The organism is Bradyrhizobium sp. WSM1417 (assembly GCF_000515415.1).
Classification (GTDB): domain Bacteria; phylum Pseudomonadota; class Alphaproteobacteria; order Rhizobiales; family Xanthobacteraceae; genus Bradyrhizobium.
The window spans coordinates 6463105-6478030 of the sequence record NZ_KI911783.1; the positions used below are offsets into that span (position 1 = coordinate 6463105).

Sequence of the window (14926 nt, forward strand, 5' to 3'; positions counted from 1 at the left end):
GAAAACTGATAAGCTTTGCGACCAAAGCTTATCAGTCCCGAGAAAATTACCCCCGGTAGCAACCCTGACGTTGTCGGTAAAGCGGTGGACGCCTCGGCCGGTTCGGGACTAGGGGTGTCTGGTCAACCTGGTTGATTCAATTTGATTTTTCTTACGCATCGGGAGATTAGCTACGGTGCGTGCAACGGTCGCCGAAGCGGTGCCTGAACCGTAGTATTCGGCCGCCGGCATCGGTCTGGGTCCCGGCATACTCCCTTAGCGGCAGACGTCGCGTTGCCTCTCACGTCCCCGCCACCTAAGACGAGATGGGTGAAGCTGGAGGGGCAAAATGAACTTCAAAAGCTCAGCAGATCAAAGCTTGCTTACCATGTGGGGTGGTATCCAGCGGCGAGTCGCGGCTGACGAAGCCGGCGGCGGCCGGCACCGCTTCGTCGGCTCGACGGTGCGCACTTAGGTGATCCATTGAGGACCTTTCGGTAAGATCGCTCACTATTGTGGCTCAAGCTCGCGCGAACAGGTCTCCTGCCGGCGGCGGACCGACAGCCGCTAGCCAAATTTTTCGATCTTGGCATGTCTTAGGTATCCTGTGGTCTTCAGGCGTGCCAAGCTGCACTGACCGCGGATTGGAGTGCACTATCACTTGGCAGCGCATGCATGCTGGAGCTTGTCGGATCAAACCCAGTGTTGTTGGCCGAATATGTCGACATCGCCTGGACCAGCTGCGAGATCTGGCTGTCGATTTTGAGACCTCCGGCGGTGATCTCCTGCAACGCACCAGCGCTTCCCGAAAACCAGTTGCTGATCGTCGTGTTGGTAGTGGTGCCCAGGAGATCGATCTTCAGATCGTTGCCGGATTGTTCAAACCAGAGATTCTGATCGGTGATACCGCTCAGAAAATCGACTTCGTTCGTCGAGCCGGCCGCTGACGACAGGTTTATCTGAGCTTGTCCTGTACTTGTCGTGATCTGGTACACATTGCTCCTGGCTCCGCCATAAACCATTTCGGCGCCAGTGCCGATCTGAAAGATGTTCAAGCCATACTCGTTGCCCGCGAGCGTCGCATTCGTCGCACTACCAACCCAGGTGAAGGTTGACGTGGCATCGGCGATGTTGGAGCTGTTCCAGCTGCTTCCATCGGCAAACAGCAGCTTCTCGATGCCCCAATTGGCGGTCTGCGAGTAGAAGTGATCGTCGACCGTAATCGTTGCGCCGGTTGAATTCACCCTAACGAGCAGAGCATTGTTGGAGCGGCTGAGGGTGATGTCGCTCGCATTCAGATCAGCGAACTTCAGGGTGTCAATATCGGTCACGGAGTCGGACCTGTCAGCGATCTCGTCGTTACCGTCTCCGGATCTGTAGAGGTACGTATCAGAGCCGTCGTTGCCCTGCAGGTAGTCATTTCCTATGCCACCAAAGAGCGTGTCAGCCGACGAAGCTCCATTTAGCGAGTCGTTGCCAGATGTCCCACGAAACCAGGCGTTCGCATTGATCGTCGGAAGATCCCAACTGTCGCCGTTGGCGAACAGCAGCTTCTCCACGCCGTAATAGGCGCTTGAGGAGTAAAACTGATTGTCGATCTGAATGGTGGCACCGGTCGCGGTGACCGTTGCAAACAAGGTGTTGCCCGAGCGGCTCAGGACGATATCGCTCGCGTTCAGGTCGGTGAACTTGATCGTATCGACGTCGGTCATCGAGGCCGATTGATCATCGATCTCGTCATTCCCATCCCCCGACCTGTAGACGTAGGTATCGGAGCCATCCCGGCCCTGCAGACGGTCGTTTCCAAGGTCACCGAGGATTGTGTCGTTCGACGACGCAGCGGAGATCGAGTCGTTGCCGACCGTCCCGCGGAACCAAGCATTTCCATTTATCGTCGGAAGATCCCAACTGTCGCCGTTGGCGAACAGAAGCCGCTCCACGCCGTAATAGGCGCTTGAGGAGTAAAACTGATTGTCGATCTGAATGGTGGCACCGGTCGCGGTGACCGTTGCAAACAAGGTGTTGCCCGAGCGGCTCAGGACGATATCGCTCGCATTCAGGTCGGTGAACTTGATCGTATCGACGTCGGTCATCGAGGCCGATTGATCATCGATCTCGTCATTCCCGTCCCCCGACCTGTAGACGTAGGTATCGGAACCATCCCGGCCCTGCAGACGGTCGTTTCCAAGGTCGCCGAGAATTGTGTCGTTCGACGACAACCCGGAGAGCGTTTCTCCGTTAACCGTCCCGCGGATCCAGGCATTGTCAGCAATCGTCGCACGACCCCAGTTCGTGCCATCAGCAAACTGAATGTTCGTCAGGCCCTGGATCTGGCTTCCATCGCCCCAGAACTGGAAGCTCACCACAAAGGTGTCGCCCGTCGACAGCACCTTGAGCGTCATGGCATCGCCATTCCGGCTGAGCTGGACATCCGCCGGATTCAGGTCTTTCAGAACAAGCGTATCGTCGCGATTATAGCCCGAACCCGGGTTAGTGAGGGTGTCGTGCCCATAGCCGCTGCCGAAAATGATGCGGTCCGACCCGTTGCCAGAAACGCTTATCACGTCATCGCCAGCGCCCGCATCGACCGTAACCCCCGTGGCCGGAAGCCCGATAGAATCGTTTCCTGACGTCCCACGAAGCCACGCCTTCGCAGTGATCGCCGTGCGGTCCCAGACGGTGCCGTCCGCGAATCTGATGCTGCCGAGTCCATAGCTGTCACCATTGAACTGCGCGAGGGCGGTGAAGCTGTCTCCGGTTGACGGCACACCGAGAATGAGCTGGTTGCCTGATCTCGTGAGCAGGACCTCTGATGGAAGGATGTCCGTGAGATCGAGAATGTCGGCGCGTAGGTATCCTCCGCCGGGATTGTCGAGCGTGTCGTGGCCGGCGCCTTTATAGAAGACAATCCGATCGGCGCCGTTACCACTGACACTGAGAGTATCATCACCTGCCCCGGCATCAACGGTCGCACCGTCGGCTGGCAATGTGATGGAATCGTTGCTGCCCGTTCCCGCCAACTGGGATGCGTTGACGATCTGTGCACGATCCCACCGCGTCCCATCAGCGAACAGAACTTGCTCGATGCCGCTCGTCCCGTTGAACTGACCCTGAACCCTCAGCACTTCGGCCGACGATTTGATCTGGATGAACAGGTCATTGCCGCCCTGGCCAAAGCTTACGTCAGAAGCGTTGAGCCCCACGAGCTTCACCACGTCCGTACCGGAGTCCGCACTGCTCTCTTGGATGATGTCGTTACCGGAGCCGACGTGATAGATGTAGGTATCGCCACTGTCACCGCCGATCATCGTGTCCGCGCCAGCTCCGCCGTCCAGCGTATCGGCCGTCGCAAAGCCGTTCAGCGTCTCCGCCGCGCCGGTGCCGCGAATCCATGCTGCGGTGGCAATTGCGTCGCGATCCCAGACGGAGCCGTCTGAGAACTGAATTCGCTCCAGCCCCCAGTATTCGCTGGCGGAGGTGAATTGCCCTTGGACGGTGATCGTGTCTCCAGCACCTGGAATCGCGATCGTCAGATCGGCCCCTTGCCTAGAGAACACCAGGTCGCCGGACCGCAAATCCACGAACTTCAGGACATCAACCTGTGACGCGGCATTGTAGCCATCGTTGATGGTGTCACTGCCATCACCCAGGGCATAGATGATTGAGTCGCTGCCGGCGCCTCCCTGGATCAAGTCGTTTCCGGCTCCGGGCTGGAGCGTATCATCCTCCGAAGTCCCGACGATCGTATAGTTGCCCGCTGCATTCGGCAGTACGGAATGAGAAGCGATCTGGGTCTTGTCCCAGACGGTCCCGTCAGCAAACGCGACCTGCTCGACGCCGGTCGGAGCGAAGCTGAACTGATTGGTGATCGTCGTGGTATGGCCGTTCGCCTTGTTCTTGACGACGAGGTCGGCTCCGCGCTGAATGAACGTCATGTCGGCGGCATTGAGGCCGACAAGCTCGATCCGATCCGTGCCGTCCTCGGCATCTTCCGAAATGATCACGCTGTCGGCGCTGGCACCTACCCGGTAGGTATCGCTGCCGCCGTACCCGGTCAGGGTTTCGGCGGCACTTCCGGCAACAAAGACGTCGGCCGCGCCCGAGCCCACCAAAGCCCGGGTATCGGAACCACCGATGAACAGGTGGCTGTCCAACCGACCGAGCAGGTCGGATCGGCTCCAGATCGCACCACTGGCGAAGACGATCTGTTCGACGCCTGCTCCGGCGGACGCCGAAAGTTGGTCCTGGAGCACGACGGTCTCGCCGTTCGCAAGCTGCAGCACGATATCGGAATTATCGAGCGACGACCGTCCGACCTTGATCGTGGCGGGATCGATTCCGCTCCCGAGCACGAGGCGATCGATGTCGGCGCTGCCAGCACTGTCGACGATGCGATCGCTGCCGTCCCCGAGATTGTAACGGTATTCGTCTGAACCGTTGCCGCCACTGACGCGATCAGCACCGGCGCTGCCGATCAGGATATCGGAACCCGCTCCGCCGGCCAGAACGTCGTTGCCCGAGGTCCCCGCAACTGTCTCGACCTGGTCGGTGATGCCGATCACGATTGTCGACGTGGCGGACATGCCGTCATCGTCGAGGACCTTCACGGTCAACGTGTGCTGCGACTGCGACTCGAAATCGAGGATGGCGCCGTCCTTGACACGGATCTGGTTGCCCACGACCTCGAACAGATCATCCATGCCTACGATGCTGAAGCTGTGCGCGCCGCCATCACCGGCATCGACTGCCCCCAGCGTCGCCACCACCGTTCCGCCAGCGGCATTCTCCTGCACGGTGCCACCGGTGAGCGTAATTCCCGTAGGAGCCTCGTTGCCAAGCCGGCGGAACTCGAAATTGTCCACAGTCAACGCAGCAAGATCGACATTCTGCAAAGTGAGGCTGTCGCCATTCCCCAAGGAGATGACGACATCGCTGCCAACCTGCGACGCAGCCGCGACGACCGAAGCGAAATCGGCAAACATGGTGCGGTCGAACCGCACCATGTCGTGGTCCGTCCCGCTTCCCGCTATGAAATCCGTGACCGTGTCCGACCCGTCCCCGACGCCGACCACAAATATGTCGCCGCCTGTGCCACCCGTCAGGACGTCATTGCCGGCGCCGCCGATCAGAATGTCGCTGTCGAGCCCGCCATTCAGGATGTCGGCACCGATGCCGCCGTCGAGCTTGTCCTTGCCCATGCCGCCGGTCAGCGTGTCGTCACCGCTGTCGCCGGAGACGACATCGTCGCCGGAACGCGCGTCGATCACGTCGTTGCCTGCGCCGCCTGTAATCAAATTGTTGCCGGCATCGCCCGCGATCTGATCGGAGAACGCCGTGCCCGTGATGTTTTCGACCTGCTCGACCTGAGCCATGTCGCGCCAAGTCCCGCTGGCGAGATCGCTTTGGTCGGTCGTGCGCACTTCGGCGCCGTTGGTGACGAGATCGACCCACACCGACGAGCCGAAACCGCTGAGATCGAGCGTATCGGTCCCCACCCCACCGTTGATGGTGGCGATATCGCCGGTGGCGCTGACGCTGAGCACGAGGGTATCGTTACCGACCCCGCCATAGAGGAGATCGTTGCCGCCCTGCCCGTCGATCCGGTCGTCGCCGGCCTCGCCATAGAAATTCTGGCTGGCGCTCGAGCCGGTCAGGGCATCGTTGCCACCCGTGCCGGCGAAGAACGGAGCGTTGCTGGTCGCAACGCCGTATATGGTGGAGCGGCCCCACTGGTCGCCGTTGGCAAAGCGGATATATTCGATACCGGAATCCGGCATATCCGAGCTATCTCCGAACTGGCCGACGATGGTGATCGTCTCGTTGGTCGACAGGATGTGCACCAACAGATCGCCACCGGAGCGGGTCAGGTTCACCTCCGAGCTCTGGAGGTCCTTCAGGAACAGAACGTCGCTCTCAGTCGAGGAGAAAGAGCGCCAGGTATTTTCGTAGATGGTGTCGTTGCCGTCGCCCTTCGAGTAAATGAAGGTGTCGTTGCCGCTGTAGCTCTGCAAGCCCGTGTAGATGATGTCGTCGCCCTTGCCGGCTTCGATCGTGTCATCCCAGCGGCTAATGCGGGCGTCGATGATGTCACGTCCCTCGGTACCTCGGAACCAGGCATTCTGCTGGATCTGGGCGCGATTCCATTGCTCGCCATCTGCGAACTGGATCGATTCAAGGCCGATCCCCGGCGCATCCAGAGCCTCGGAAAACTGTTCGACGATTGTGATCGTCTCGTTCGTCGAAATGATCTTGACCAGCAGGTCGCTGCCCGAGCGGGAAAGCTCGACGTTGGAGCTGTTGATGTCGGTGAACTTTAGGACGTCGGTCTCGGATGGGCCAAAACGGTTCCAAGTCTGCTCGCTGATGGTGTCGTTGCCGTCCCCTCTTGCATAGACGAACGTGTCGCTTCCACTGGCGGACTGATAGCCCGAGTAGATGAGGTCGTCGCCCTTTCCGCCATAGAAGGTGTCATTGACCTGACTGTTCGTTGTACCATCCAAGACATCGCGGCCATCCGTGCCGCGGATCCACGATGCCTGCTGAATTTGGCTTCGATCCCACTGCGCATCGGCGAACCGGATGTACTCCAGCCCCTGACCGGCAGCGTTGTTGTCCGAGCCACGGTTGGTGAAATGGCCAATGACTGTGATGACTTCATTGGTGTCCTTGATCTTGATAAAGAGATCATCACCCGAGCGCGACAACTCGACACCACTGGAATTGATGTCGGTGAGCGACAGGACATCGACATCAGTGCCGGCCCAATCCAGCGCCTCGGAAACCACGTCGTTGCCGTCGCCCCGCGCGTAGATGTAGAGATCGCTTCCGCTTCCGCCCGTGACCGAGGGAGAGCGGCTGTCCAGGAAGTCGTCGCCCTTGCCGCCAATGAAAGTGTCGTTTCCGGTGCCGGCGGAAATGTAGTCCTTGCCATCGCCGCCAGAGAGGTAGTTGTTGCCGTAGCCGCCGTCGATGGAATCGGAGCCGCCGCCGCCATAGATCGTGTCGTCACCGTTGCCGCCGGAGATCACATCATTGCCGTCGTCTGACGACGGATTGATGTTGTCGCCATAGAGGACGTCATTGCCGTCACCGCCGTAGAGCACGTCCGCATCGGCACCGCCGGCCAGGACGTCGTTGCCCCTGTTGCCGTTCAGCGTGTTCTTGCCGCCGCCATGGAAAGGATTCGGTTGCAATGCGTCCGGAGTGCCAAGCACCCCGCCGAGGCCACCATAGATCGAGGCGTTCCAGATATCGTTGGTTCCCGGGGACGCACCACCGACGATGTTGCCTTCATGGCCGAATTCGTCCCAGTAGGTCTGCCACTCGATCAATCCTTGGACCACGTTGGTGACCACGACCGGATTCCAGCCAAGATAGTCGCGACCCGCATTGTAAGTAATCTGCTGCCGGTCGACGACCGAGCCATCCTGAAACTTGATCTGGTCGATACCCACCCAGTAGCCCGCGTTTCCGTCCAGTAGGCTAGTTACGCCGTAGAAGAAGTTATTGACTCTGATGATCTCCCCGGTCGGGTTGATCGTGACGAGGAGCGTACTGCCCTGGTAAGAGTAGCTGACATCTCCTGCAGAAACATCCCGCAACCAGAGCGTATCGACGTCCGGATTGTTGGGATTGCCGACCCTGTTGGAAGCATCGGAGATCTGGTCGTTGCCGTCGCCCTTCTTCCAGACGAAAGTGTCGCTCCCCGTCCCTCCCTCCAGAAAATCGTCGCCCTTGCCGCCCTCGATCGTCTCATTGAGTTCCGAGCCCGTGATGCCGTCAAAACGGTCCGTGCCGCGATACCAGGCATTCTGCTGGATCTGCGCACGGTCCCAAATCGTGCCATCCGCAAACCTGATTGCGTCGATGCTGCGACCGCTGGTGGCCCAGTCGCCGGTATTGGTCGGGAAGAACCAGTCAAAATCGACGTATTCGCCGGTCGATTTAACCGTGAGCAGCAGCTGCGCGCCGACGCGAGTCAACTCGATGTCATCAGGATTGAGATCGGTCAGGACGAATGTATCTTGCTCGCTCCGAACACCCGATGCGTCATGAACGATATCGTAGCCGTCCCCTTTGCTGTAGAGGATAGTATCGTTGCCTCCACCGATCTGGATGTAGTCGTCACCCTTGCCGCCGCGGAGGATGTCGTCCGACCCCGAATCCGCAATGTAGTTGTTGTGACCATCGCCCCGATAGACGCTCACGTTCTTGAGCTGGGTGCGGTCCCATTCCGTGCCGTCGGCAAATCGCAAGACGTCAATGCTCTGACCGGCAAAGAAGCTCTCGAGAGCGACCGTCTTGCCCGTTGCCGCAATCCGCATCAGCAGATCGTCGCCGATACGGTCGAACGTGACATCGGTTGAATTCAGATCGGTAAGAACCAGGCGGTCGGTATCGGTCGTAGCACCTTCATCCTTGATCCAGAGATCGCCATCCTGCTTGTTGTAGACGTAGATGTCGCTGCCACTGCTGCCACTGAGCAGGTCACCCCCACCGCCACCGTTGAATACGTCTTGCGCGGAGGTACCGTTGATGCCTTCTGCCGCGGCAGTTCCAACAAAGGCGGTTCCGTCAACAATGTGAGCTGCTATTTGATGCAGGACCGTATCCGAGACACCGCCCAGATGCGGAAGGATGGCATTCGCGTAGGCCTGCCGGTCGCCGGCAAAGGCGATACCCACCATCCCATCCAGACCTAACAGAGCCCGTTCAAGATAAGTTACCGCGGCTCCAGCGTGCTCGGGCATCGTCATCGCGATCAAATCGACAACCATACCGACATTGCCTGGCGTATCTGGCTGCAGATCGCCAGCCGCGGGCGGCACAAGCTCAAGCAACGTATAGAAGAAATAGGGACTGCTTACAGCAGCGCCGATATCTCCACCGCGCACAACCACGCTCCTCGTCACCTGCGAAAGGAATGCGATCTCGAGGACTGCCAGGATACCTTCAAAGCTGGACTCAATGCTCGCGCCTGCCGCAGAAGATCCGGGATAGGTGCGTAATTCGGTTCCGGACCGAACCTCGCGATAAGGTTGGCCAAAGAAGGCCTCGACAAAGGCAAGATGACGGGCATCGACAAATTGCCCGCGGCTCTCCGGATCGATGTTATCGACCCCGGCCCACGTGAGCAAAAGGGAGCCCAATCCTGCGCGCAGATCAGTCGGGGTCATCGACGACGCCTGATCTGTCAGCGACGTCCAGGCAGCGCGAAACGCGGCATCAGTGGTGGCTTTGTAAGCAATTGAATAGATCGTGCCCGAACCCGGAAGCTGAGGCAGCAGATCAACGCCCTCAGCTACTGTAAAGCCTGGAGTCGTGTCTGTTCGTGTATCCCTGTTGTCTGTCTGAAAATAAACAGTCTGCGCGACACCTGTGGTACCGTCTTCGCGTGTGAACACGGCTTGATATCCGATGGTGTTCCCCGCATCAGTCCCGGAACCGGCCAGACGGACGAGCGAGATCGATTTGATCCCCGCTTCTGCGAGGGTCTGCAACTCCCCATCATCTGAAACGCCGTTCTGATTTAGATCGCGCCACACACGCAACTTGGCGAAGACTGGATCATTTGCATCGATTACCCCGTCCCCGTTGGCGTCGAAAGTTTCCAGCACTGCGAACCCATCTTGCGTGGGTGAACCGAAAAGCTCGACAGCGCCGTCAATTCGACCGTTCCCATTCGCATCAAGCGCAAGTATCCCATCACTAGACGAGACCCAACCAGTGCGCTCGGAAAAACCGTCGCTATTGTAGTCGAAATAGACGGTCGAGCCCGTGAGGCTGGTGGTGTGAATGCCGTCGCCATTCAGGTCCAAGATCAAAGGATCGCCGAGAAGCCTAAGCAGCGGCGAGAGGAGATGGGCCAGTGCCGAGCCGATGTTGTTTCCAAGCTCCTGAATGAGACGCATGTACAGTTCACCGAGCTGGGCTCCAATATAGGCGCCCACCAATGCAGCGCCCAAGATCGCCAGCTCAGCAAGAGCCCCTGGCGGGAACAGAACCGCCGCGAGACCCAAGGCAGCTCCCATGCCGAGTTCAGCACCATAGAAGCCGCCGAGCACTCGCCCAAGCATCCCGGCTTCTGTTGCAATGGCTCCGTTTCTATCGTTAGCCCCTAGCTGCGCGATCGCCTTCTTCGTGCTCTCGACAAAATCAAAAGCGGCCAAGCCGAGCCCGAGCAATCCGAGCGCACCGCCGAGCGAACGGATAGCCCCCGCCCCATTTATATCGGGCAGACTGACAGAGCCGGATTCATCTCCAGAAAGCTTCTTGGCGTACTCGATCAATTGATCGCCGAAATCGGAAACCCTGTTCGCGAGCTTCTTAAGCGCATCAAAAACCGTATTGTCGCCAATCCCCAACTCTTCCTGAAGTCCCCGGAGAGAATCTACACTCGTTTCACGCCCTGCTACCGCGTTCTTGTCGAAATAGTCTCTAAACGAGTCTTTGATATCTTGATAAGATTGAGCTTGCTTGTCGTTGATGAAGTCGCTGAGCTGCGACGTCCCATTGGTTACTTTCGAGTAGAAGCCTTCATCCATAAGGACCTTCGGGCTCTCATAGGCTTTGGCCGCTTCCCATATCGATAAGTCACCGGCATTAGCAGCGTTGGAGATTGCGCCATCGGACATGAGCCTGTTCGTAATGGGCGTCGGATCAATAGTGTAGTTGCCCCTATTGTTTAGCCAGTCGCTTATGGGCTGGCTAACGTCGCCGGTGAGCTCGCCCAAGACCGGCTGGGTGATGTGTATCTCGTATCTCTCGGTTATCTTCGCGAGAATGGCACCTCCAAGATCGCCAAGATTTGAAAGGCTGATAAGATAGCCCGCATCAATGAAAATGATCGGCTTAGACATGGCGCTGCCCCTGGGATGATTCTTGGATCACCAAAATGAGCTAGGTTGCGCCCTTGGCGGGGTCGATTGCGGCCCGTACGGCGTTTCCAACATCGATGATCAGACGGTTCTCGGCTTCAAATTTGTCATCAGCCTGCGCGACGAACGACACTTTGGGTAAAACGACAATGAGCGCTCGTGAGATTGCCGCTTTTGTCACCCTTTCCTCCTCGTTTCGTGGATCCGCAACCAAGGCCATCTTCTTCATTTGCTCGAAAATTCCAGGAGAGTAGCCTTCCAGCGCCGAGATTGCTTCCTGAAGCTGCTCGTCGGTGTAGAACTTACCCATCGCAATTGCCCTTCATTGAGCGTTGAATTTTGCGGCTATCCGACTGGCCGCTGCCTTCATTGACCCGTTCGTCGCGATGAGAGCGAGCCGAACATAATCCGCAGGTCATTCATCTCTATTCCATCCAAATCAAAGATTCGACGCTCGACAAGGTGGAATTGCACGAGGATGAGTCCCACCGACGATCACTATCTTTCATGCAGACTCTCCCGCTTGTACCTCAACAACGGCGACATCACGTACTCGATGATCCTTCGCTGCCCCGTCTTGACCTCCACCGTCACGGCCATGCCGGGCGCGAGGTTGACCATCTTGTCCTCTATCCGCATTTGCGCGCCATCGAGTGACACGCGTGCCGCGTAGAGCAGTTCCTGGCCGGCGGGCTCGCTCGATTCAGAGAGCGCGCCGCCCTGCTTCGCAGCGCCATTCCTGTCCGGCGGCTTGTCCTTGACGATGGCATCGCGGGAGACGCTGATGACCTTGCCGTGCAGGAGGCCGTAGCGGGTGAAGTTGAAGGTGTCGATCTTGATCTCGGCGTCCTGGCCGTGCTCGACGAAGCCGATGTCGCGGTTGGAGATCATCGCCTCGACCTCAATGCTGGAGCCGCGCGGCACGATCATCATCAGCTGCTGCGCCGGAGAGACGACGCCGCCGACGGTATGGATCGCGAGCTGCTGCACCGTGCCGTCGATCGGCGCACGCAGCAGCTGCTCGTCGGTCTTCTGCTGCGCCTTGATGGAATCTTGACGGTACTCGTCGGCCTTCTTCTGGGCGTCGGCGAGGTCGCTCAGCACTTGCCGCTCGAACCCGGATTTGGTCTGCGCGAACTGCTGCTCCAGCGCACGGCGGGCGGCCTCGATCTCGACCAGCTTGCGTTCCTGCACGATACGCTCGTTCTGCTGGTCGATCAGGCGCGTCTGGGCGTCGATCCATGCAATGCGGTTGCCGTACTGGATGTCCATCGCCTTCTTGCGAATGGTCAGGGTTTCCTCGAGCAGCGGCAAGGTCGCGTCGATCTTGGCGATCGCGGCCGTGACTGACTGCAGCTCGGCGCGCTTCTGGTCGATCTGCTGGACGACGGAGGCGAGCTTGGCCTGCTGCTCGGCCGCCTGCGCGAGCATGGCGGATCGTGCCCGCGCGATCTCGACCTCGGACGCGCCGGCGGGATCCTCGATATCATGGGGCACGGCAAGGTCGTTGAAGCTGCGGCGCAGCGCCGACAGGCGCGCGACGTCGAGCAGGCTTGCGATCAGATCCTGCCCGACCCGCTTGCGCTCGGCCTGCGTCACGGTGCGGTCGAGCTCGACCAGGATATCGCCGGCCGACACCTTGTCGCCGTCGCGGACATGGATCGCGGAGACGATGCCGGTCTCCAGCGGCTGGATCGTCTTGGTGCGGCCGGTCGGCACCACTTTGCCGGTCGCGGTCGCGATGATGTCGACGTGGCCGAAGGTCGCCCAGCCGATCGCAATCGCGAAGAACAGGATGAGGGTGAGGCCGACGGCCCGCCCGACTGGCGATGCCGGCGTCTCCAAGATCTCCAGCGCCGCGGGCAGGAACTCGCGCGCGTCGCGCTGACGGCGCCAGAAGGCGCGGTTCTTGCGCTCGATGACGTCAGCCGACGACATGGAGCCCCGCCTGGATCTGGTGCAGCATGGCGTAGCGCCCTGCCTTCTTAATCAGTTCGTCATGGCTGCCGTCCTCGACCAGCCGCCCGGCCTCGATGGTGAGGATGCGGTCGGCGTGACGCACCGCGGAGAGCCGGTGCGCGATGATGAAGACGGTCCGGCCGGCGCAGATCTTGCGCATATTGCGCTGGATGATGTTTTCGCTCTCGTAGTCGAGCGCGCTCGTGGCCTCGTCGAAAATCAGGACGCGGGGATTGGTGACCAGCGCACGCGCGATCGCGATGCGCTGGCGCTGGCCGCCAGACAGGCTGGCGCCGCGCTCGCCGACCACTGTATTGTAGCCGTCAGGCAGTGCTAGGATGAACTCATGTGCGCCGGCGAGTTCGGCGGCGGCAATCACCCGCTCCATTGCCATGCCGGGATCGGCGAGCGCAATGTTCTCGCGGATGGTGCGGTTGAACAGCACGTTCTCCTGCAGCACCGTGCCGATCTGGCGCCGCAGCCAGGCGACATCGGCGACCGTGAGGTCGATGCCGTCAATGAGGATGCGGCCGGCCTCCGGCACGTAGAGCCGCTGGATCAGCTTTGTGAGCGTCGACTTGCCGGAACCGGAGGGGCCGACGATGCCGATCACCTGTCCTGGTACGACCTTCAGCGAGATATCCTGGAGAGCCAACGACATATCCGGCCGGTAGCGGAAGTTGACGTGGTCGAAGGTCACCTCGCCCTTGATCGGCGGCAGCGTCGCCCGCGACGGGTCGAACATCGGCTCGGGCACAGCGTTGAGGATATCACCGAGCCGGGCGATCGAGACCCGCGCCTGGTGGAAATCCTGCCAGAGCTGGGCCAGACGCAGCACCGGCTGCGCGACGCGCCCCGCCAGCATGTTGAAGGCGATGAGTTCGCCGACCGAGAGATTGCCCTCGATGACGAGATGCGCGCCGAAGTAAAGCGTCAGCGCCGTGACGAGCTTGCTGATGAACTGCACAGACTGGCTCGCCCAATTGCCGAGCGAGAGCACGTCGAAGCTGGCGCTGACATAGCCCGCGAGCTGCTCCTCCCAGCGCCGCTGCATCTGCGGCTCGATCGCCATCGCCTTCAGGGTCTGGATCGCGCTAACGCTCTCGACCAGGAACGCCTGGTTCTCCGCGCCGCGGTCGAACTTCTTGTCGAGACGTTCGCGGAAGATCGGGGTCACGCCAGCCGAGATTGCGATATAGAACGGGAAGGAACCCACCACGATCCAGGTGAGGAACGGCGAGTAATAGAACATCACCGCGAGGAAGACGAAGGTGAAGCCGAGGTCGATCACCAGCGTCAGCGCCGAACTGGTGAGGAAGTTCCGGATATTCTCGAGCTCGCGCACACGGGCGACGGAGTCCCCCGCCCGCCGCGCCTCGAAATAGGCGATCGGCAGCGCGATCAGGTGGCGGAATAGCCGCGCGCCGAGCTCGACGTCGATCCGGTTGGTGGTGTGGGAGAAGACGTAGGTACGAAGAGCCCCGAGAACGGTCTCGAAGATCGAGACGACGATGAGACCGAACACCAGGACGTCGAGCGTGGTGTAGCCGCGATGCGCCAACACCTTGTCGGTCACGACCTGGAAGAACAGCGGCGTGACAAGAGCGAACAGTTGCAGGAAGAACGAAGCAACCAGCACCTCGCCGAGTACCCGGCGATATTTGTGCATGGCCTGGAGGAACCAGGTGACGTCGAACTTGCGCGCGAGGTCGGAGAGGGAGGCACGCCGCGTCATCAGCACGATGCGGCCGGTCCAGCTCTCCTCAAACTCGGCGCGCTTGACCACCTGCGGACGACTAACGGCAGGGTCGTGAATAAGGACGTCATCGACTCCCGCCTTGCCGAGGATGGCGAAAGTGCCATCATGCCGTTCGACAATCGCGGGCAAAGAAAGCTTGGGAAGGCCAGACCAAGTCTCGCGAACTGCTCGAGCTTTCAACTTGAGTTGCTTGGCGCACCTCAGCATTTCCTGAATGCCGAGCGCCGAGCCCGCAAATTGATGCGCGATCTGCGCTGGATCGACCGCGATCTGATGGAACCGCAACAACAGTGCAAGGCACTGCAGCCCTGTATCTTGCCGTACCGCTTCCACCGCCGCCCCGCCACTACTT

At 59.9% G+C, this 14926-nt stretch carries 4 protein-coding genes; all 4 read right to left on the bottom strand.

Features of this window, described 5'->3' with window-relative positions; translation table 11 throughout:
• Positions 1–593: 593 nt before the first annotated feature.
• Positions 594–10838, bottom strand: coding sequence for a calcium-binding protein (locus BRA1417_RS0131620; RefSeq protein ID WP_084462338.1), 10245 nt, complete (start codon positions 10836–10838; stop codon positions 594–596).
• A gap of 40 nt (positions 10839–10878) precedes the next feature.
• Positions 10879–11166, bottom strand: coding sequence for a hypothetical protein (locus BRA1417_RS0131630; protein ID WP_027519212.1), 288 nt, complete (start codon positions 11164–11166; stop codon positions 10879–10881).
• Positions 11167–11354: 188 nt separating this feature from the next.
• On the bottom strand, positions 11355–12794 hold the full coding sequence (locus BRA1417_RS0131635; protein WP_027519213.1) for an HlyD family type I secretion periplasmic adaptor subunit: 1440 nt from the start codon (positions 12792–12794) through the stop codon (positions 11355–11357).
• Positions 12781–14907 carry a type I secretion system permease/ATPase gene (locus BRA1417_RS0131640; RefSeq protein WP_027519214.1) on the bottom strand — a complete coding sequence of 709 codons (2127 nt, stop codon included), beginning with the start codon at positions 14905–14907 and terminating at the stop codon, positions 12781–12783. Before BRA1417_RS0131640 ends, BRA1417_RS0131635 begins: the two co-directional genes overlap by 14 nt.
• Positions 14908–14926 lie beyond the last annotated feature (19 nt).